Source organism: Congregibacter sp., assembly GCF_045107095.1.
Taxonomy (GTDB): Bacteria; Pseudomonadota; Gammaproteobacteria; order Pseudomonadales; family Halieaceae; genus Congregibacter.
In genome coordinates this window covers 1-21,393 of record NZ_JBGCFU010000106.1, presented here as the reverse complement: position 1 = coordinate 21,393, position 21,393 = coordinate 1, and the positions used below count along the sequence as shown (strand labels likewise).

Annotated in this window: 19 protein-coding genes; 10 read left to right on the top strand and 9 right to left on the bottom strand. The window is 56.3% G+C overall.

The genetic code is table 11. The features are described 5' to 3' along the window. Position 1: 1 nt before the first annotated feature. A complete protein-coding gene (locus tag AB8B76_RS13620) occupies positions 2 to 1,915 on the top strand; it encodes an ABC-F family ATP-binding cassette domain-containing protein (protein ID WP_405273276.1) in 1,914 nt (637 codons plus the stop codon). On the opposite strand, the gene AB8B76_RS13615 is transcribed toward AB8B76_RS13620, so the two are convergent. Further along, the gene (locus AB8B76_RS13615) at positions 1,872 to 2,201 is read right to left on the bottom strand and encodes a GIY-YIG nuclease family protein (protein WP_405273274.1); all 330 of its coding nucleotides are present in this window, start codon (positions 2,199 to 2,201) and stop codon (positions 1,872 to 1,874) included. The genes AB8B76_RS13620 and AB8B76_RS13615 overlap by 44 nt on opposite strands. Positions 2,202 to 2,206: 5 nt before the next feature. Next, positions 2,207 to 4,351 (bottom strand): FAD-dependent oxidoreductase, encoded by a 2,145-nt coding sequence (locus AB8B76_RS13610; RefSeq protein WP_405273272.1) that lies wholly within the window; start codon positions 4,349 to 4,351, stop codon positions 2,207 to 2,209. A gap of 156 nt (positions 4,352 to 4,507) precedes the next feature. Here AB8B76_RS13610 and trxA point away from each other — a divergent pair, with 156 nt between their 5' ends. The 3 genes from trxA to ubiD all read left to right on the top strand — a co-directional run bounded on the left by trxA (position 4,508) and on the right by ubiD (position 8,205). After that, positions 4,508 to 4,837: a thioredoxin TrxA gene (gene trxA, locus AB8B76_RS13605; RefSeq protein ID WP_008293848.1), complete on the top strand. Its 330-nt coding sequence runs from the start codon at positions 4,508 to 4,510 to the stop codon at positions 4,835 to 4,837. A gap of 544 nt (positions 4,838 to 5,381) precedes the next feature. Next, positions 5,382 to 6,650, top strand: coding sequence for a transcription termination factor Rho (rho, locus tag AB8B76_RS13600; protein ID WP_405273305.1), 1,269 nt, complete (start codon positions 5,382 to 5,384; stop codon positions 6,648 to 6,650). Positions 6,651 to 6,693: 43 nt separating this feature from the next. Continuing rightward, on the top strand, positions 6,694 to 8,205 hold the full coding sequence (gene ubiD, locus AB8B76_RS13595; RefSeq protein ID WP_405273270.1) for a 4-hydroxy-3-polyprenylbenzoate decarboxylase: 1,512 nt from the start codon (positions 6,694 to 6,696) through the stop codon (positions 8,203 to 8,205). Between the two features lie 96 nt (positions 8,206 to 8,301). On the opposite strand, the gene AB8B76_RS13590 is transcribed toward ubiD, so the two are convergent. From AB8B76_RS13590 to AB8B76_RS13565, 6 genes are read right to left on the bottom strand one after another with little or no spacing between them, the layout of a single operon-like run. Next, positions 8,302 to 9,558: a heme biosynthesis HemY N-terminal domain-containing protein gene (locus AB8B76_RS13590; protein WP_405273268.1), complete on the bottom strand. Its 1,257-nt coding sequence runs from the start codon at positions 9,556 to 9,558 to the stop codon at positions 8,302 to 8,304. A gap of 4 nt (positions 9,559 to 9,562) precedes the next feature. Continuing rightward, positions 9,563 to 10,897 (bottom strand): uroporphyrinogen-III C-methyltransferase, encoded by a 1,335-nt coding sequence (locus AB8B76_RS13585; protein WP_405273266.1) that lies wholly within the window; start codon positions 10,895 to 10,897, stop codon positions 9,563 to 9,565. After that, positions 10,894 to 11,679, bottom strand: a complete 786-nt coding sequence (locus AB8B76_RS13580; RefSeq protein ID WP_405273264.1) for a uroporphyrinogen-III synthase — start codon at positions 11,677 to 11,679, stop codon at positions 10,894 to 10,896. The genes AB8B76_RS13585 and AB8B76_RS13580 overlap by 4 nt, the downstream gene beginning before the upstream one ends. Next, entirely contained in the window at positions 11,669 to 12,595 is a 927-nt protein-coding gene (hemC, locus tag AB8B76_RS13575) for a hydroxymethylbilane synthase (protein ID WP_405273262.1), read from the bottom strand. The genes AB8B76_RS13580 and hemC overlap by 11 nt, the downstream gene beginning before the upstream one ends. A gap of 52 nt (positions 12,596 to 12,647) precedes the next feature. Next, complete coding sequence (locus AB8B76_RS13570; protein WP_405273261.1) at positions 12,648 to 13,367, bottom strand: LytR/AlgR family response regulator transcription factor; 720 nt, start codon at positions 13,365 to 13,367, stop codon at positions 12,648 to 12,650. Continuing rightward, positions 13,364 to 14,434, bottom strand: coding sequence for a sensor histidine kinase (locus AB8B76_RS13565; RefSeq protein ID WP_405273260.1), 1,071 nt, complete (start codon positions 14,432 to 14,434; stop codon positions 13,364 to 13,366). Before AB8B76_RS13565 ends, AB8B76_RS13570 begins: the two co-directional genes overlap by 4 nt. Before the next feature lie 151 nt (positions 14,435 to 14,585). Here AB8B76_RS13565 and argH point away from each other — a divergent pair, with 151 nt between their 5' ends. The 6 genes from argH to AB8B76_RS13535 all read left to right on the top strand — a co-directional run bounded on the left by argH (position 14,586) and on the right by AB8B76_RS13535 (position 20,794). Next, the gene (argH, locus tag AB8B76_RS13560; RefSeq protein WP_405273258.1) at positions 14,586 to 15,983 is read left to right on the top strand and encodes an argininosuccinate lyase; all 1,398 of its coding nucleotides are present in this window, start codon (positions 14,586 to 14,588) and stop codon (positions 15,981 to 15,983) included. 273 nt (positions 15,984 to 16,256) lie between these two features. Beyond that, positions 16,257 to 17,501: a diaminopimelate decarboxylase gene (gene lysA, locus AB8B76_RS13555; protein WP_405273257.1), complete on the top strand. Its 1,245-nt coding sequence runs from the start codon at positions 16,257 to 16,259 to the stop codon at positions 17,499 to 17,501. 27 nt (positions 17,502 to 17,528) lie between these two features. Further along, positions 17,529 to 18,359 (top strand): diaminopimelate epimerase, encoded by an 831-nt coding sequence (gene dapF, locus AB8B76_RS13550; RefSeq protein WP_405273255.1) that lies wholly within the window; start codon positions 17,529 to 17,531, stop codon positions 18,357 to 18,359. Positions 18,360 to 18,458: 99 nt separating this feature from the next. After that, positions 18,459 to 19,115, top strand: a complete 657-nt coding sequence (locus tag AB8B76_RS13545; RefSeq protein ID WP_405273254.1) for a DUF484 family protein — start codon at positions 18,459 to 18,461, stop codon at positions 19,113 to 19,115. A 3-nt stretch (positions 19,116 to 19,118) separates the two neighbouring features. Next, complete coding sequence (gene xerC, locus AB8B76_RS13540) at positions 19,119 to 20,057, top strand: tyrosine recombinase XerC (RefSeq protein ID WP_405273253.1); 939 nt, start codon at positions 19,119 to 19,121, stop codon at positions 20,055 to 20,057. Then, complete coding sequence (locus tag AB8B76_RS13535; protein WP_405273252.1) at positions 20,054 to 20,794, top strand: HAD family hydrolase; 741 nt, start codon at positions 20,054 to 20,056, stop codon at positions 20,792 to 20,794. The genes xerC and AB8B76_RS13535 overlap by 4 nt, the downstream gene beginning before the upstream one ends. Before the next feature lie 4 nt (positions 20,795 to 20,798). Here AB8B76_RS13535 and AB8B76_RS13530 read toward each other — a convergent pair. Next, the coding region (locus AB8B76_RS13530; protein ID WP_405273251.1) for a hypothetical protein at positions 20,799 to 21,393 on the bottom strand (595 nt) is incomplete at its 5' end.

Below are 21,393 nucleotides of genomic sequence, written 5' to 3'. Positions count from 1 at the left end.
CGTGATTATCTTACGCGACCTTAGCCTCCGCCGCGCAGACCGTCTTCTCTTTGAAGAAGCGAACGCGAGCCTCCTCCCGGGACAAAAAATTGCTCTCACGGGCGCCAATGGCTGCGGCAAATCGAGTCTCTTTGCCATGCTACTTGGTGAGCTTCAGGCCGATAAAGGTGACATCGAAGGCCTTAAGGGACAACGTATTGCCCACATGGCTCAGGACGTCGCTGCCAGCGACTTAAGCGCTGGCAATTTTGTTCTGGAGGGTGATGCGCCCGTTGCCAAGCTACTCGGAGGCCTGAAGCTTGCCGAAGCCGATGACGACTTCGAAGCTGCCGCCAGTATCCATACGCAACTGGAAGCCTGCGACGGTTATGCGGCCGAGCGCCGTGCACTACAGCTTATGTTGGGGCTTGGCTTCGAGGATAGCGACGCAGAAAAAAGCGTCGGATCATTTTCTGGCGGCTGGCGAGTGCGTCTGGCTCTAGCGCGCGCATTAATGATGCCATCTGATTTACTGCTTTTGGATGAGCCGACAAACCACCTAGATCTCGACACCACGATTTGGCTGCAAAATTTCCTCAAAGCCTATCGCGGCACGCTCTTGCTCATCTCCCACGACCGCGACTTTATTGATGCAAGCTGTTCCGCCGTGCTGCATATCGAACAGGAACGTCTCAATAGTTATAAGGGTGGTTACAGTGACTTTGAGCGCCAACGGGCTTTGCGGCTTGAAGAGCAGCGGGCAAGTGCCGAAAAACACGCCCGTCGCCGCGCTGAAATCGAAGATTTTGTGCGCCGTTTTCGAGCCAAGGCAACTAAGGCCAAGCAAGCCCAGAGCCGCCTCAAGGAACTGGCTCGCATGGGTGAGATGGCCTTGGCCCACGAAGACAGTCCTTTTGAGTTTCGCTTTCCCGAGCCTCCACGAGGCCGCGACCCCCTCATCGAAGTTCGCGGTGCAAACGTAGGTTACGGCAACTCACCCTTGATCAGCGGCGCGGATTTCAGCCTGCGCAACGGGGACCGCATAGCGCTTCTTGGGCGCAACGGTTCAGGTAAGACAACTTTTCTGCGAAGTCTCTGCGGCGAACTCCCCCTGTTGGCAGGGGAGCGGCACAGTAGTGAAGGATGCCGTATCGCATACTTTGATCAGCAGCAGGTAGATACACTCGATCTGGACAGTTCTGCTTTGCTCCACCTGCAGCGACTGACGCCCGATGCCCGAGAGCAGACCCTGAGAGACTTCCTCGGCGGCTTTGACTTTAAGGGCAAACGAGCAGACGCCGAGCTACGCCCTTTTTCCGGTGGAGAAAAAGCGCGCCTGGCCCTCGCCATACTGGCCTGGCAACGCCCTAACGTTCTGGTTCTGGACGAACCCACCAACCACCTGGATCTCGACATGCGTCGAGCGCTGGAGATTGCTCTATTGGAATTCACAGGCGCCGTGATTGTGGTGAGTCACGATCGCCACCTGCTGCGCAGCACTGCAGATAATCTTTATCGCATCGCTGAAGGGCGCCTGAGCCTGTTCCAGGGAGATCTGGATGCCTACGAAGGACTTATCCTTCGGGGTAGCGATGATACCGGGGACAAGGTTCCCGCCAAAGCCGAAGGCGCGGACAAACAACGCAGCACCATGGATCGTCGCGATCAGCGACGAGCGGCGGCCGAGACCAGGGCGCAACGACGACCTCTAGAGCAAGCGATCAAAAAGCTTGAGAAACGCATGGAGACGATTCAAGAGCAGCTCTCAAATATAGAGGCCGCTCTTGCAGAGCCTTCAATTTACGAGCAGGAGGCCAAAGCCAAACTCACGGAATTACTCCGCGACCAGGGCGCGTATCGTGCTGAGCTCGAAGAACTAGAGAGCGACTGGCTTAGCCAGCAGGAATCTCTTGAGGCGATGATCGAACAAGGCTGAACTTTTCTGCGCGCGACAAACGCTTGACCTCGGCCTCACGCACCTGTGCCGCGGAACGGCTTTCTCGCTCTTCTACCCAAATCGCAGTCACAGGCCGACGCCCTCGGGTGTAACTTGCGCCCCCAACGATCTCGCCATTGTGCTGGCGAAGGCGACGAACAAGATCGCGGGTAACTCCGGTGTACAAAGAGCCATCCGCACAGCGGAGCATGTAGACCAACCAAGCTTCTGACGACGTCGCAGACTCAGGACTATCAGGCCTATCGGGGGACTCTTTGCTAGCCAAGGGCCCTACCCGCGGCGCCAGGTCTGATAGCGCTCAAGCCAGGCAAGGACCTTTTCGGGTTTGCGGGCCTTGCGCCACTCGCTCGCAAGAAATCGATTGGCCTCGCTCATCGTCGGATAGATGTGAATCGTGCCAAGAATCTTGTTCAGCCCCAGCCCGTGCTTCATCGCCAGCACAAACTCGGGTATCAAATCTCCCGCATGGGCGCTGACGATCGTTGCACCAAGAATCCGGTCGCGCCCCGGCTCAGTGAGAACCTTAACGAAACCTTCGTCTTCACTGTCCGCGATAGCTCGGTCCAGGTCGTCGATGCCGTAGCGAGTCACTTCATAAGGTACGTTTTGGGCTTTCGCCTCATCTTCACTTAAACCCACACGAGCCACTTCAGGGCTTGTAAAGGTAGCCCAGGGAATCACCGAATAATCCACCCGAAAACGCTTCAAATGGCCTAAAAGCGCATTGACTGTGGCAAACCAGGCTTGATGACTGGCGGTGTGGGTGAATTGGTAAGGACCAACAATATCACCGCAAGCGAATATTGTGGGTATATCCGTCTGAAGATAGTCATCGACTTCTATGGTGCCGCGGCCGGTCGTACGGATTCCCAGCTCTTCCAGCCCCATACCCTCGATGTTCGGTGTACGACCTACAGCTAGTAACAGTCGATCAAACTCGACAGTGATCGCTTCGCCATTGTGCATGCACTGCGCTGACTGTGCGCTATCCATGTTTGAGAACGATTGTGGCTCACACTGGGTCAGTATCCGTACCCCTTTCTTTTCGAGTCGGGCATGTACCAGTGCCGACGCGTCTTCGTCTTCCCGAGGCATGATCCTGGGCGCATGAGTCACCAGCGTGACTTGTGATCCCAGGCTCGCCATTGCCTGAGCGAGTTCACAGCCAATGGGTCCTGCGCCGAGCACCATAAAACGTTTGGGCAGCTCACGAATCTCCCACAAAGTGTCTGAGGTCAGGTAATCAAGGTTCTCAAGACCCTCGATATCTGGCACGCGCGCTCGGGCACCGCTGGCGATAATGATATGCCGCGAAGAAATACGCTCACCATTCACTTCGACTTCCCAAGGCGAGACGATTTTTGCATCTCCAGAGACACAGTCCACACCCAGTGATGTGAATCGCTCTACGGAGTCGTGGGGCTCAATCGCAGCGATCTTGGCCTGTACCCGCTCCATGACGGCCGGAAAGTTCACCGACACCTCTACCGGTGCCAGCCCGAACTCCGGCGCCCGGCGCATTTCCTCGGCAACGTGAGCGCTGCGAAGGATTGCCTTACTGGGCACGCAACCCGTGTTGAGGCAGTCGCCTCCCATCTTATGGCGCTCAATAAGCGTGACCTTCGCTTTAAGGGTTGCAGCGATAAGTGATGCAACAAGGCCCGCCGACCCGGCACCGATCACCACGACGTTGGTGTCAAACTTTTTGGGCTTTGTGAATCGAGCTAGCTGACGCCGGGACTTTAGCCGGCCAAGTATGCTGCGGGCGATAAAGGGAAACACGGCCAGCAACACAAAGGAGCCGAGCAGCGCAGGCGACAAAATGCCAGACAGGCTCTCAAGCTGACCAAGCTGGGTTCCGGCGTTCACAAATACCGCTGTGGCCGGCAGCATACCTAACTGGGACACCCAGTAGAATCGAGGGGTACTGATAGGCAGCAGGCCGGATATCAGATTAATCACGAAAAACGGAAACACTGGCACTAGGCGGAGGGAGAATAGATAAAACGCTCCATCCTTCGCAAAGCCCTCATTAAGTGCCTTAAGTTGTCGTCCGAACCGGGTTTGCACCCAATCACGAAGCAGCGATCGTGAGACCAGAAACGCCAGAGTGGCCCCTACAGAGCTTGCAAAGGACACCAGTAACAGGGCCGTCCAGAACCCGAAAATTGCTCCGCCGGCCAGCGTCATAATCGCGGCGCCCGGCAAAGACAGCCCCGTGACAGCCACATATAAGCCAAAAAAGATCATTGCGATCATCAGCGGGTTGGCATCGCGAAGAGTCTGAAGATCATCACTGCGCCCGCGCAGCTCCTCAAAACTGAGCAACGACTGTAAGTCGAAGTACCAGAAGGCAAAAAACCCTGCCAGCACTAACGCTATTATCCCAACCTTGACCGATTTACCTGCTGCCATCTCGAAGTAATCCTCTAATTTAGATGTCGGGACCAGACCCGAGTTAACCGTGCCGACACAAAGAGTCGTCGAGCAAAGCTTGAATATTTTCCTATCACCCCAATCTCCAAGATAGAATCACACGTATACGATCAAACTACAGTATGGAGAGACAACATGAGTGACGCTATTGTGCACGTCAGCGACGCAAGCTTCGAGCAAGATGTGCTGAGCAGCGACGTACCTGTCCTGGTGGACTTTTGGGCAGAGTGGTGCGGCCCCTGCAAAATGATCGCCCCGGTTCTGGATGAACTTGCCGGCGAATTCGCTGGGAAGCTAAAAGTCTGCAAGGTAGACGTCGATGCAAACCCGGAAGTTCCCGGTAAATTTGGCATTCGTGGCATTCCGACTTTGATTCTTTTCAAGGACGGCAACGCCGAGGCCACTAAAGTTGGTGCGCTCTCAAAATCGCAACTCGTTGAATTCGTGAACGAAAGCATCGCGTGATACACGGGCCCCGCTTACATAGGCGGGGCCATATTTTTCCTTATCTTCAAGAGAAAAAGCGCTAGACCTCCTTTCTGGAGCGTGCTACTTTCTTTTTGTCTGCGCGGCCCCGCGCGACCATAATAACTCCGCCACCCCTCTGTCTCTTCCGCTTAGCAGCGCTTCAGGCAAACCAAAGAAGCGTTCCTGAACCAAAGAACTCAGGTACCGGCGAACCCACTAACCTAATCTCTCTGGCTCATCTACCTTGTCTAGTACATCGCAAATCGAAACCGAATCGCAAAATTCCACTGATACCCCGCCGCAGAATGACGCGCCTGCACCCGCTGCCGCGCCAACCGAAGCGGTCGAGTCGTCAGATACCCAGACCGACGCGCCTCAGGCAGCGAATCCGGCACCCGCTAAAAACCAGCAGGGACGGGAGGGAGCCCAGGGTGATGCTGCGCCCAGTAAGCCATCGCGCAACCGGTCCCAGGGCCGTGGAAAGCGCAATAACAACAAACAGCAGCAGCCGCTGCCCGAGGGTCTGCGCTCTTCAGAGCCTATGAACCTCACTGACTTGAAAACCAAGTCGACGCAGGAGCTCATCGATATCGCGGCGACCATCGGCCTTGATAACCTGGCCCGATCTCGCAAGCAGGACATTATTTTCTCGATCCTGAAGCGTCACGCCAAGAGCGGCGAAGATATTTACGGCGATGGCGTGCTCGAAATACTTCAGGACGGCTTTGGCTTCCTGCGCTCCGCCGATAGTTCTTATCTTGCTGGGCCTGACGACATTTACGTATCACCCAGCCAGATCCGGCGCTTTAACCTGCGCACCGGCGACACCATCACAGGCAAGATTCGGCCACCAAAAGACAGTGAGCGCTATTTTGCTCTCCTGAAAATTGGTGAGGTCAACTTCAGCAGACCGGAAAATTCCAAGAGCAAGATTCTTTTCGAAAACCTCACACCTTTGTTCCCGGACGAGCGCCTAACCCTCGAAAAAGGTAACGGAAGTACAGAGGATCTCACCGGCCGTATTATTGATTTGGTCGCCCCTATCGGTAAGGGCCAACGAGGATTGCTGGTCGCGCCGCCCAAGGCGGGTAAGACCATCATGATGCAGAACATCGCGCAGGCGATTCTTACTAACAACCCTGAGACTTACATGATCGTGCTGCTCATAGATGAGCGGCCCGAGGAAGTCACCGAGATGCAGCGCTCGGTGGGTATCCGAGGCGCGGAAGTTGTGGCATCAACCTTTGACGAGCCCCCTTCACGCCACGTGCAAGTGGCCGATATGGTGATCGAGAAGGCCAAACGCCTGGTAGAGCATAAGCGGGATGTGGTGATTCTTCTAGATTCCATCACGCGTCTCGCTCGTGCCTACAACACTGTAATCCCTAGCTCCGGCAAGGTACTGACCGGCGGTGTCGACGCTCACGCCCTGGAGCGCCCCAAGCGCTTCTTTGGTGCTGCTCGAAACATCGAAGAAGGTGGCAGCTTGTCCATTATTGCGACAGCATTGGTAGATACCGGCTCCAAGATGGACGAGGTTATTTACGAAGAGTTCAAGGGTACCGGCAACATGGAACTGCACCTTGATCGAAAGATCGCTGAGAAACGTATCTACCCCGCTATCAACATCCGCAGATCTGGCACCCGTCGTGAAGAGAAGCTCACCGGTGAAGAAGAACTGCAGCGCATGTGGATTTTGCGCAAGTTGCTCCACGGCATGGAAGATTTGCCTGCGGTGGAATTCCTCCTTGATCGACTCAAAGATACCAAGACCAACGAAGAGTTCTTTATGTCTATGAAGCGCAAGTAGCGCTTCACTTCCTGAACTAATCGAGGGGCGTTGAAACGACCTTATGGCAGCACGCTACAGTGATCTCCGCGATTTTATCGCGGAGCTTGAATCCCGGGGCGAGCTCATACGCATAACCCGCGAAGTCGACCCCAATCTCGAAATGACCGAGATCGCGGATCGCACACTCCGCGCCCGCGGCCCTGCCCTCCTCTTCGAAAACCCCAAAGGCCACAGCGTTCCTGTGCTTGCAAACCTGTTCGGCACTGAAGAACGCGTCGCGTTGGGCATGGGTGCTGACAGCGTCTCCGCGCTTCGAGAGATTGGCGAGCTCCTCGCTTACCTGAAACAACCGGACCCTCCCAAAGGTATGAAAGAGCTTTGGGAAAAAGCACCTCTTCTGCGCAAAGTTCTGGATATGGGGCCTAAGCTGGTTCGCAACGCTCCCTGTCGTACGCATGTGCGCGAGGGAGACGACGTCAATCTCTATGACCTTCCGATTCAGACCTGCTGGCCCGGCGATGCAGGCCCCCTGGTCACCTGGCCATTGGTTATCACCCGGGGCCCGAACAAGACTCGCCAGAATTTGGGCATCTACCGGATGCAACTCATAGGCCGTAACAAGCTAATCATGCGCTGGCTGTCGCACCGCGGCGGGGCTCTTGATTATCGCGACTGGCAGATAAAACGTCCGGGAGAGCGCTATCCCGTGGCGCTGGCACTGGGAGCCGATCCGGCCACGACCCTTGGCGCGGTTACGCCGGTGCCTGACTCTCTATCGGAATACGCTTTCGCAGGACTCCTACGCGGCGCGAAAACTGAGTTATCAGAATGCATCACACCTCTTTGCAAAGACAACGACCTGCAGGTTCCCGCAACCGCTGAGTTTATTTTGGAAGGCTATCTGGAACCCGGTGAAGAAGCCGATGAAGGACCGTTTGGAGACCACACGGGCTACTACAATGAGGTAGAGAGCTTTCCCGTGTTTACGGTTACAGCGATCACAAGCCGCGAAGCGCCCATCTATCACAGCACCTACACCGGACGACCACCCGATGAGCCTGCGATTCTGGGTGTTGCACTTAATGAAGTCTTCGTACCACTGCTCATTAAACAATTCCCTGAGATCGTAGATTTCTATCTACCTCCCGAAGGCTGCTCCTATCGTATGGCGGTGGTGAGTATGCGTAAGGAGTATCCAGGCCACGCAAAACGCGTGATGCTGGGGATCTGGAGCTTTTTGCGTCAGTTTATGTACACCAAATTCATCATCGTTACCGATGAAGATGTTGATGTGCGCAACTGGCAGGATGTTATCTGGGCGATGACCACCCGAATGGATCCCCGGCGAGACAGCGTCTTCGTCGACAATACGCCTATCGACTATTTGGATTTCGCCTCCCCCGTGGCCGGTCTGGGTTCGAAGGTGGGCTTTGATGCTACCAACAAGTGGGAAGGCGAAACTGACCGTGAGTGGGGAGAACCCATCAGTATGGATGAAGCGGTCAGCGAACGGGTTGAAGCCATGTGGGAAGAGCTGGGAATCGGTATCGACCCTGCCCCTCGACGCCGCTAACGCCGCAAAGCCCTAACTCACTCTCTTTTCTTTCAACCCACCTTCTAACTCGTCTTTCAACTAACTCGTCTTTCAACCGATCTTTTAAAACGGGCGTCAATTCTCTATTCGATGCGTTTCCGGCAGGCTGTCGGCAACCACGTCATCAGGTTGAGGGAGTTCGGGCAACGGCTGGGCACGTAAACCCGTGCCCAAGCGGAACATTTCCGCCGCCGTTGCATGATCACCCACCGCTGTAAGCAGGCGTCCTAGCTCCAAACACACCTCCTCGCTGGGTCGCGCTGCATGACTGCGCTCCAGGTAATCGCGAGCTTTGGCCCACTGTCGCTCCACCATGGCCAGACGCCCCAAGCACAGCAAAAGCTCAGGATCATCCGCATGCTGGCGTAACCAGGACTCGGCGGTGGCTAATTGCTTCTGTGCAGTGTCGCGGTTGATACGGCCGTACAAATTAACCAGGCCCGGCTTCCAGTTTTTCTTAACACGCCGTTCGATCTCCTTCTCCACGACGGCCGCCTCGTCGCATGCCAGTAAAGAAGATAAGTAGTGAAGCTGCACTGCCTCATCATCTACCAATCGCGCGGGGTACTTCTTCCAGCGGGCCTTTAGAAGCGCGGCATCGCCGGTAACCGCCGCCTGCTCCAATAAGTCGTGGTGAATTCTCGCCTCAAGCTCGTCAAGCTCCAGAGCGCCGCCAATACGATATTTGCGAAGTGACGGCAGCAGAGCGAGCATCGCTTCAATATCCCCCAGTCCGTCGTAAGCCTTACACAGTAAATCGAGGACTTGCGGGTGTTTACCCGGGTTCTTCTTGGCAGCGTCCAAGGTTCGCAGCGCTTTCTCATACTGCCGATCGTTCAACTGCAGTTCAGCCTGAGTGAGGTCCACGGCTATCACCGCTTCCAGGTCGCTCTCTGCGGCCAGCTCAAGCTGGCGCCGCGTAGCCTCAGGCTCCCCAAGACGGTAGCTCGTGCGAGCCGCCATCAGATAGTTGAGCAGTGGAGATTCGCTGTAACGCGCACCGCGAAGCAGCTGCTTCCGGGACTTCGCCCAGTTTCCTTCAATAAAATTAACAATCCCGCGACTGGTGAGGCGAGCTGACTGGCGTAGTCGTCGCTCACCGGCCCAATTCAAAACATTGGCGGGGCTGGTAATTAAACGATGGAGAAAACGTAGCGAGGCATACATCAGTAATACAACCGTCGCGATGAGCAGGATACCTACCCAAAAACTGGTTTCTACCGTGTACCCACCATAGGCAATCAGCAGATAGCCGGGCTCGGTCTCAATCAGCGCTACGATGCCGACACCGGCAACAAGTGCCAGCAATGCAATGATAAACAGGCCGCCCATACCGCTAGTTTCCGCTGCGGGCGAGGCGCGCCTGCATCACGGTATCCAGAGCGTCCAGAGAAGCACTAAGATCTGGCAGAGTAACGGATACACGTTCGTCGCGAATGCGCTGAAGCTCGCTCGCCATCGCTACGGCGGATTGCTCATCGGCCTTGAAGAACTGGGTAACCCAGCCTTCAGCCCTCTCGAGGCTCTGCCTGAACAACAGTTCATTGCCCGAGAGCATCGCCACCTGCGCCTGTTCTAAAAGCATGCGCATATTCTGTCTTACTAAGCCTTCGTACTGGGGGTCCATAAGGGTTTCGACGGGGACGTCCCGACGACTTACGACGATGTACTCCGACAGTTTTTTCAACGCCATCTCGTAGCCCTCGGACAGCCGTGTCTGCCAATCCTCGGCGGTGACGGGTTCGATCTCTACGCGCTGATCAGGCAGCTCAAACAACACCAGGGCATCAGTCTGGCGTATCAGCGCATCGAGACGCAGGTACAGTCCTTGAACATCCAGCTTAGGCACGGCCTGGAGCGCCGCGATATCGGAAGCCACAGCAGAACGTAAGTCATGCAGATTGGTGTCGTCCAGGCCCCGCAAAATATTGTCAGCACTGCGCAACAGCGCTTCCGCTGACACATTATCTCCGGTCATGATAAGGCGTTGGTTAGCGAGGCGAAGCAGATACTGCACTTCGGCGATCTGCCAGCTTTCTCTGTCCTCGACCGTAAGGTCGCTAATTAGCTGCTGTTGCTCGCGAAGGGATCTCTCGAGATTGCCCAACTGCTCTTCCACCACACGCTTAACGCTGCCAGCGGCCTCGTTCGCAGTAGATTCGAGACGGCTCACCTGGCTCTGCTGGGTATCCAGAGTTCTCTGCTGTACTTCAAGCGCCCGCCTGAGATCTTCCTCGGCGCGTTGTTGGCTGGCCTGCATTCCTTCGATTTCAAGTTCAATCTTGCGCTGTAGGTTGTCACGCATCTGATCAAAGGTTGTTACGTCCTGACCCGACACTGACTCAAGGCCTTGGACCCGCTGCAACAACAGCGCTTCGCGGCGCTGTATGTCAGTGAACAGATAGAAAACCCCCACGGCCATGACAATAACAAGCAGCAAGGCCAACCATGCGATCGGTGTGGCGCCTGAGCGCGGGCTCCCTGCGGTATCGCTGACTTGTACAGGAGCCGCTGAGGCTGCTGGCGCTGGCTGAACAGGCGCCTGGGCGATCGGCGATACCGGCCTCGCGTGATCATTTTTACCCGTGGGCATGGACTCACTGCCAGCGGCGTCAGTACCGTCAGCCACAGCCTCGCTGCGCTCCTCGTCCTGATTTTTTTCTTCACTCAATGCTGTGTCTCCCCCAAATGCGCTTCGCGCCAGGCTGTCGCGGCCGCCAGCATGGCGGAATCAGACGCATTGTCGGCACATTTAACGTTTTTCCAACCAAGGATAAGCGCCTGCTCTGCGACGCGCTCCGACGGTACCAACAAGGTAGTCACCGCTAAGTTAGTGTGTTCCTCAGGTTGAAGCAAACCTGTCAATCGTTCTAAACCCTCTCCACTGCTAATCAGTATAAGAGCAGGTTCTCGTCCCAATACCAGCTTTTGACATTCCAGCGCGTCGTGGGCCGCGTACCCTCGTCGATAGCACTCCAGAGAGTCTACCGTGGCCCCGCGCGCGCGCAGCTGCTCCTCAAGAAATCTGCGACCTCCCTCACCTTTTACGATGAGTACGCGCTGCAAACGCAGATCAGAGAGGCCGGGCATAGCGAGAAGCCCTTCGCTGCTCATATCCTGCTCCGGACGACTAACCTCCAAGCCCTCCGCCTGAAGACACATTGCAGTGCTCTCGCCCACTGCCCAGAAGGTTTGTCCTGCAGGCAATTGTGGCCAGTAGTCCTGTATTTGCGCCATGCCCAGACGCGCTGCATTGGCACTGACAAAGATCACATGGGTGTAGAGATCCAGATCGAGAACTCGCTGGCGCTGCGCACCGGGCAGTGGATCAAGGGCATCAATTTGCAACATGGGCATATGCAGCGGCGTGAAGCCAGCATCGCCCAATGCTGTGATCAAGCTATCCGCCTGCCCTGCGGGCCGAGTAACCAGTACCCGTAGGTCAGCGGTCATAGACCTCGGCGAGGATCTCTGCCGCACCTGCATCAAGAAGCGACTCGGCAACCGAAATGCCAAGTGCTTCGGGATTTTCACGACTTCCACGGGCCTCAGCTCGAAGGGTATTACTGCCATCGGGACGACCGACGAGGCCGCGCAGCCAAAGCTGGTCACCTTCATGAACGGCATAAGACGCGATAGGGACTTCACAGCCGCCCTGAAGACGACGATTTAGGGCACGCTCGGCGAGCACGCGCTCAGCTGTGGGCCCATGATGAAGCGGAGCGAGAAGCGCTCGCGTAGCGGCGTCGTCACTGCGAATCTCAATACCGACGGCTCCCTGCCCGCCTGCGGGCAGAGACTCAGTCACCGGAATACGCGCGCGAATTCGCTCACCCATTTCCAGGCGAATAAGTCCTGCGCAGGCCAGGATGATGGCGTCGTATTCTCCCTCGTCGAGCTTACGCAGCCGAGTGTTGACGTTTCCACGCAAAAACCGCACCTCAAGATCCGGACGGTTTGCGCGCAGCTGGCACTCGCGACGCAAGCTCGAGGTACCCACTACTGCCCCGGCGGGCAAAGCGTCGAGATTTTCGTAGCTGTTACTAACAAAGGCATCTGCAGGCTCTTCCCGCTCACAAATTACCGCAAGCTCCAGGCCCTCGGGAAATTCCATGGGTACGTCCTTCATGGAGTGCACTGCAATATGAGCGCGACCATCCAGAAGAGCGGTCTCCAGCTCTTTGACAAACAAACCCTTTCCCCCGACCTTGGCCAGCGGTACATCAAGAATTTGGTCGCCTCGACTCGTCATGCCGAGAAGCTCGACACTGATACCCGGATGCGTCTCCAGCAAAGTGTCACGAACAAAATAGGCCTGCCAGAGGGCAAGCGGGCTTTCTCGGGTAGCAATTACGACGTCAGCAGGCATGAAAACTCAGTAGGGCCAAAAAAAGCTAATCATAGCACTCAGAACTAAAGACTCACCCCGTCAGCGCGGCCTTAATATCGCTCAGATGCCGACGACTCACTTGGGGCCGCTCCGCCACACCTGTAAGTTCCACCAGCCAAGCCTCGTCTGACCGAAGTAAGCGTGCGATATGCGCCCTGGCAACCAGGGCATTGCGATGTACCCGCAGGAATCGGGCCTTGAACTCAAGTTCTAAGTCCTTAAGGGAATCATTCAAAAGGATGTCGCCAGAGGGGGAGCAAGCGCGCACATATTTATCTTCAGCCAGAAAGCATCGAACCTCCGCCACCGGCAAAGTCTCTACGCCCCGATGGCCGGCGCTCACCACTTCCTCGCGCCCAGCGCCCGCCACCCCAAGGGAGTCAAGCTGAGCGCGGTTAATGCGCACGGCGGCCTGCAGTGCTGCTTCAAGCTCTTTCTCACGGACGGGTTTGAGCAAATACGCAATGGCGTGATTCCGCAGTGCTTCCAGAGCATATTCGTCGTAAGCAGTACAAAAAATGACCGCCGGCGCTGCGGACTCATTCAGGAGCTGTCCCGCTACCTCAACGCCGTCCATTTCAGGCATACGAATATCCAGCAATAGAATCTGTGGCTCTTCGGCACGCACTTGAGCGATAGCCTCGACACCATCGGCGGCCTCAAAGCACTCAGCCTCCGGGCGTAGTTTTTGAAGCAGGCGCAACAGTCGCTGGCGCGCCAGAGGTTCATCGTCGACCACGAGAATCTTCACGACGCGAACTCCCGCTCCAAAGGAATACTGATCATCGCTCGATAGACATCGTCATCAGCGCCTACCCGTAACGAAGCGACATCACCGTATTGCGCTTCCAATCGTTGGCGAATGTTTTCGAGGGCCATGCGATTGCCCCCGGAACGATTAACTACACGCTGAGGTACCGGGTTTTGTATCTCCACGCACAGCAATGAAGCTTCTCGCCATGCCCGAATACTGACTTCGCCCCCTTTCGGGAGCTGCGAAATACCGTGATAAACCGCGTTTTCTACCAGCGGCTGCAACAAAAGTGCGGGTAAGGCGGTTTCCTTAAGTACATCATCTATCTCCCAGCGCACGGATAGCCGGTCTCCCAGACGGAGCTGTTCGATCTCAAGGTAGAGCTCACAGAGCCGGCATTCCTCTCCAAGACTGCTATCGCGGTCCCCCGATGACAAAGCGGCGCGAAACAGCTCGGCTACGTCCTCGATTGCTTGCTCCGCGCGATCTGGCTGCACAGCGATCAGGCTTGCGATGCTATTGAGGGTGTTGAACAGGAAGTGAGGTCGAATTCTCGCTCGCAGGGCATCCAGGCGAAGCTGTAGCTCACTCCGTTGCTGAAGCGCCACTCGCTGCTGTAAGTAGGCATAGCGAAGGACCGTCGCCGCCAGAATCAGAGCCAGCAATGCATTGCGCAACACCCAGTCGACGAGCCCCCCGCTTTGGGGCCCCAAAAGGGGATAGAAGCGATACACCACAACGCTGGATAGCGTGCTCACCGCGAGCACCAATCCCAAACAGACGCTGGTCGCTTTCGCCGGGGACATAGGCAGCAATCGGGCACGCAAGCGACAGATGATTGCAATACACAGCAGCGCGTTCCATTGCACAAAAAACGACCCGGTACCGAGCGCCCGCCAATCAAATGCTGCCAGCGGACCCAGAGCCAGAACGTGCAGCAGAACGACGAGCTCTGCGAGGAGCACAGCCAGAAACACCGCTTGAGGCGCGCAAAGATCAGGAATGAAGAAACCGTCGTTGCGCGGCGCAGCATTATCCGACCCTGGGGGCCTGGGGTGCTGCATGCTAGACCTCCTGTGTGGCTGCCAGTAGTGAGCAACGATTACCAATGAATCGCAAGAAAACGCGATTAACGCGCTGATATACTTGCACGCCTTTCACACCGGGACAAGAAGCTTTCCCGCTAACCAACCCGTTTATAGGAACCCTCATACTATGTCGGATCAAAGCGACAATCCCAGCCTTTGGGGCGGCCGTTTCAGCGAGGCGACGGACAGCTTCGTGCAGCGGTTTACCGCTTCGGTGAGCTTCGACCAGCGCATGGCCGAACAAGACATTCGCGGATCCCTGGCGCACGCACGAATGCTCGCAGACGCTGGCATACTCAGCGCAGAGGAACTCCAGGCTATCGAAGATGGCCTGGCGAGTGTTCAGGCAGAAATCACCAGTGGCGACTTCCCTTGGTCTATCGAGCGCGAAGACGTGCATATGAACATCGAAGCACGACTCACCGCGCTGATTGGAGACGCCGGTAAAAAACTGCACACCGGCCGCTCCCGAAATGATCAGGTGGCGACAGATATCCGCCTCTACCTTCGGGACGCCATCGATGCGATTGGCAAGGAACTTACGCGACTTCAAGAAGGTTTAGTGGGGCTTGCAGAGACTCACGCGGCGACGGTCATGCCGGGCTTTACACATCTGCAAGGCGCGCAGCCTGTGACCTTTGGACACCATATGCTGGCGTGGAATGAGATGCTGGAGCGCGACTACTCGCGTCTTGGAGATTGTCGCGATCGTATGAACCAATGCCCTCTGGGCGCGGCCGCGCTGGCAGGCACCACCTTCCCCATCGATCGGGAGCAAACGGCTTTGGCATTAGGCTTCACGCAACCTACACGAAACTCACTGGATTCTGTTTCGGACAGAGATTTTGCTATTGAGTTTACGGCAGCTTCAGCACTGATCCTTACCCACCTCTCACGCATGAGTGAGGAACTGGTCCTATGGACATCTGCGCAGTTTCAGTTTGTAGAGCTTCCGGACCGTTTTTGTACCGGCTCCTCGATCATGCCTCAGAAGAAAAACCCGGACGTCCCGGAGCTGGTGCGTGGCAAGACCGGTCGGGTAAACGGGCATCTCGTGGCGCTGCTAACGCTTATGAAGTCACAGCCCCTCGCCTACAACAAAGACAACCAGGAAGACAAAGAGCCTCTCTTCGACTGTATCGACACGGTCCTGGATTGCCTCCGGGCATTCGCGGACATGGTGCCGTACATTGTTCCTCGCAAAGAGCGCCTTCGAGAAGCAGCAAAAGCCGGCTTCGCCACGGCGACGGATCTCGCAGACTATCTGGTTCGCAAAGGCCTTCCTTTTAGGGATGCGCACGAGGTAGTGGGAAAAGCCGTGGCTGAAGGTGTGAGGCTGGAGAAGGACCTCTCCGATATGCCCCTAGCCACGCTTCAGGGCTTTAGTGCTCTTATCGAAAGCGACGTATTCGAGGTCCTCACCGTAGAGGGATCCGTAGCCGCACGAGATCACCTTGGCGGCACAGCGCCGAACCAGGTAACAGCAGCTGCAACACATGCAGGACAGCGACTAGAGAGTCGCTAGCAAGGGTGGCAGGCGTTTATACTCTTGTCCTTTTGTGCGCAGCAGAAACGGGACACTTCATTGATAACAGGTAGCCGCGAGGGATCACCCTCTGGAACAGCATTATTCCGATCAGGAACTCTGGCGACAGCTTTACTCCTGACGCTGACGAGTTGCGGTCAAATGGGTGGGCTGTATCAGCCCGAGCCCGAGGCCCCACAAAGCCAGCAGTTTGCTCCCAAGTCCTCACCGGAAAAAGAGAACGCACCCACCGGACAGGGAGGCTAAGCTGCCATGGGTTTCTCTTATCGTGACGGACGGCTTTTTGCCGAAGAACTCGACTGCGAGGCACTAGCGCAGGAGTTCGGTACTCCCTGCTACGTCTACTCCCGCGCGGCGATGGAAGCCGCGTTGGCCGAGTATCACGATGCGCTTGAGGGCTGCGAGCATCTGGTGTGTTATGCCGTAAAAGCGAATTCAAACATCGCCGTACTCGATACGCTTGCCCAAAAAGGCGCTGGCTTTGACATTGTCTCTCTCGGTGAGCTTGAGCGGGTGCTCGCTGCCGGCGGCGACCCAAGTAAAGTAGTGTTTTCCGGCGTCGTAAAGCGTCCGGAAGAAATGCGCCGGGCTCTGGATATCGGCATACGATGTTTCAACGTTGAGTCAGAGGCAGAACTTGATGTCCTGCAGAGCGTGGCTGCCGAGTCCGGCAAACGCGCCCCCGTTTCCGTAAGGGTTAACCCCGATGTGGATGCTCGAACTCACCCCTATATTTCTACAGGCCTCAGAGAGAACAAATTTGGTGTCGCTACCGATGTAGCCATGGAAATGCTGCGACGGGCGCAAACGCTTTCCCATATCGATGTTGTGGGGCTCGACTGCCATATCGGCTCCCAGCTCGTCGATATGGCGCCGCTGCTGGATGCCTTGCAGCAGTTATTGAGCATGGTCGATACCCTTGAGGCAGAGGGAATACACATTCACCATCTGGATCTGGGAGGTGGAATTGGCGTGCGCTATCGCGACGAGGAGCCCCCAGCCGTCGCAGACTACATCGCCGCTGTGCGCCAGGCTCTGGGTGACCGTAATTTATGCCTCGTGTTCGAACCGGGACGATCCATCGTTGCCAATGCCGGCGTACTGCTGACCCAGGTGCATTACACCAAAGACACGGATGCCCACAGCTTTGCGCTAGTAGACGCCGCCATGAATGATTTCATTCGTCCTGCGCTCTATCAGGCCTGGGTAGATATTCAAACGGTTGCTCCCTGTGATGCGCAAACCCGCGCGTGGAACATCGTCGGTCCGGTCTGTGAGACCGGAGACTTCCTGGGTAAAGACCGGGAGCTGGCACTGGCAGCGGGATCGGTGCTGGCCATTCAGGGCGCTGGCGCCTACGGCTTTGTCATGAGCTCAAACTACAACACGCGGCCTCGGGCTGCGGAAGTTATGATAGATGGAGACACATCCTGTTTAGTCAGGGAACGGGAGAGCATTGACGATCTGTTACGCGGCGAACGCCGCTTGCCGAAATAGGTCCTCTGTTAGAGTCGCAACAATAATATGCCGGTTAAATTTACAAAAATGCATGGCGCGGGTAATGACTTCGTCATGATCGACACTATCAGCCAACGGATAAAGCTGAGACCGCGAGACATTCGCAGAATAGCTGACCGCCGTCGGGGAGTCGGTTGTGATCAGGTTTTACTAGTGGAACCGCCGGGCCAGCCGGAAGCCGATTTTCGCTATCGTATTTTTAACGCAGACGGCAGTGAGGCTGGACAATGCGGCAATGGTGCGCGTTGCTTCGCTCGTTTCGTTCGCCACCGTCGACTCACGCACCTTACGAAAATGGTTGTCGAAACCGGCAGCAGCTTAATGACGCTCACAATCCGGGATAACCACGAAGTCGAAGTCGATATGGGTCCCCCCGTATTCGCCCCTTCTGACATACCCTTTAACCGAGATCAGGAAGCAAGCGAATACGAGCTTAATGTTGCACAGGAGCAGCTACGTGTGGGCGCTGTATCCATGGGAAATCCCCACGCCGTGCTGCGTGTCTCGACAGTTGATGATGGCAGCCTGGAACGACTTGGAGAGTCTATTCGCAGCCACAGTGACTTTCCCGAAGGAACAAACGCCGGGTTTTTAGAAGTTGTCGACCGACAGACAGTACGACTGCGAGTCTTCGAACGCGGCGTAGGAGAAACCGAAGCCTGTGGCTCCGGCGCCTGCGCAGCGGTGGTCTATGGCCGACGCATGGGATGGTTGGACGACAGAGTGACAGTAGAATTGACCGGGGGTAAGCTGACGGTGCAGTGGGCGGGTGAGAACAATCCCGTACTTATGACCGGCCCCACGGCGATCAGCTTCGAAGGTACTGTCAGACTCTAGCCCGAATTTAACGGGAGATTTGTTAGCTGCCCCTCTGAGCATTACTTCGCAGAAGGGTTAATACGCTTTTCTACTTGATCAAAAGAGGCATACAAGCGCGTGGACGAAGACGATATTCGAGATTTTCTGGTTCAGAACCCCGACTATTTTCAGAAGAATCCTGAGCTTCTGGGTTTGCTGCAAATCCCTCACTCGACAGGTGCTGCGGTTTCGCTGGTCGAGAGACAGGTAAGCGTGCTCCGCGATCGCAACGTCGATCTGCGACATCGCCTGCGCGACCTGGGGAGTACCGCGAAAGACAACGATCAGATGTTTGCCGATACACGGGAACTGGTCCTTGGCCTATTACCCGCACAAGGCCCTGAGGAACTTGAGTCAGCGCTCATCAAAGTGCTCCGAGATACTTTTGATATTGAGTACGCCAGCCTCACACTTTTTGATGATGGGGATGAGCATTCTGACGCCGTGCGCCGCGTTCCTGAATCTCAATTGAAAGGGAAGCTCGGCTCACTGCTTGTTCGGGGCAGCGCCGGATGTGGTGCCTTGCGCGCCGACGACTTCGCATTCTTGTTTCCGGGAGCCCAGTTAGTCGGCTCAGCTGCCATTGCCATCATTGAAGATAACGGGAAAGCGCTTGGCGCCCTTGCCGTAGGCAGCTCCGACGCCGGCCATTACGATAGCGATATGGGCACACTGTTTTTGGAGTTCGCCGCCGAGGTTGTCGCAGGACTACTCGCGCGTATCGAACGGTCTTAAAGCATGTCGGGCAGCGCCTCTCAAGCGGCGAGCCTGGAACAGCGCAGCGCGGCCTTTCTCGAATATCTGCGCAGCGTGCGCAGGCTCTCTCCGCACACAGTCGCAGCCTACCAACGGGATCTGAATAGCTTTCTGGAGTTTAGTGAGGCGCAGAGCTTACGGCTGTGCAATGACGTTCAGGAGAGTCACGTTCGGCAGTGGCTCGCCCAAGGACATCGGCGGGGGCTCGCGCCCAACAGCCTGCAGAGGCAGCTATCCGCTCTACGCGCCTATTTTCAATGGGAAAGCAAGGATACGGGAGAACGACGTAATCCTGCGCTTGCTGTTCAGGCGCCACGAAAGCGACGGAAGCTCCCGGGAACTCTCGAAGCGGATCAAGTAGGGCAGTACCTGCGCGCTGACGCAGACGATCCTCTGCAGCTTCGCGACCTGGCAATGGCTGAGCTGTTCTATTCATCCGGGCTCCGCCTTGCGGAGCTGCGAGCGGTGAACATCCATGATATTGACCGCGGCCAAAGCCTGATTTCGGTGACCGGCAAGGGCAGTAAGACGCGTACAGTGCCGGTAGGCGGCGCAGCCATCGCCGCAATCGAAGCCTACTTACCTCATCGCCCTGCGCCCTCAAGCAGTGCCGACGAGAACGCGTTATTCATCAGCAGCCGCGGCCGGCGGATCAGTGAACGCTCCATACAATCCCGTGTCCAACTGTTGGCCGAGCGCAACGGTCTCGGGCGCGATGTGCATCCTCATATGCTTCGACACTCTTTTGCCAGCCATTTGCTGGAGTCCAGCGGAGATCTGAGGGCCGTGCAGGAACTGCTGGGTCACAGCGATATTTCCACCACCCAAATCTATACCCATCTCGACTTTCAACATCTAGCCAAGGTGTACGACGGAGCCCACCCCAGGGCGCGCAAACAAAAGGATGACGACGAGCAGTGACGATCAAGGTAATAACGTTCGATCTGGACAACACGCTCTGGGACGTTGAGCCGGCGCTATTGCGAGCTGAAGAAGCACAGCGGCAGTGGTTCCTTACTCATCGACCAGGGCTTATGGAAGGCATCAGTCACGAAGACCTTTGGGATTTGAAAAAGCGCGTTTGGAAAGCTCACCCCGAACTTACCCACAATGTGACCCAGATGCGCCTGCGCTACCTGCAGGAGCTTCAGCTGTCTGCAGGAATTGAAGAAGACAGCGCAAAGGAAGGTGCCGAACAGGCTTTTGCGGTGTTTTTACAGGAGCGACAGCGCGTCGAGCTATACAGTTCAGCCTTGAGTGTACTAGAGGACTTAGCGGAACGCTTTCGACTGGGGGCACTGACCAACGGTAATGCAGACGTCTATAAGACCGATGCCGGGGAGTATTTTGATTTCGCATTTCTGGCAGAGGAGATTGGCGCCAGCAAACCTGCTCCCGACATGTTTCATGCCGCGTTGGACGCCACCGGAGTCCAAGCGAACGAGATACTGCACGTCGGTGACAATCCTGATCACGACATACTGGGAGCCTTGCGGGTAGGTATGCATACGATATGGTTGAATGCTGAGAAATCGCCCTGGCCCGTTTCAGAGGAGGAAGAACACCTCGCTCCCCACGGAGTCATTGAAAGTATTGGCGAGCTGCCCAAGGCCGTGGCAGAACTCGAACGACGCTTGGAAGCGGATAACGAAAACTAGCCCGTTAATTATCGAATCGATCGGCACCGTAGACGGGACATTCCTCCACGGGCGTGGGCTCAGGCCCACCGATAGCGCTGATTACCGCCAGCCAGCACTCGTCAAAAATCGAGCAATAGCAGTAGCTGAGACTTACCCTGCCAGCGTAGATTGCACCCTGCATCCCTTCTACGGTTGGCCGATCACTGGTATGAAAAGAAACCAAGCTATCCCCCGGTGACAGCACGCGACCTGTGACATCACTGCGACCATAACGCACGTTCTCTGCGACCTTGGCATCAAGGAACGCTGCGAGAACCGCCCGCCAGTTACGGTAAACCTCACCATCGATCAACAGCTGCATTTCCCGCATTCGCGCCGGCCCTACACCTGCGTTAGTCACCTCTAAAGAGAATTCAGCTTTATCGTCCTGAACGAAGTCTCTAATCGTCACCTGTACATAAGGCCAAACCGTCGCCGCGGTCTGCTGTCGTACTGCCTCAGATTCGCTCAGGGCCGCATAGAGAGCAACACCGCCGGTGAACACGCCGGCTAAAGACAATAGTGTCTGCCAGAAGGTCAGGCGTAGAAAAGCTCTCTCGATACTCGCAAAACCACCG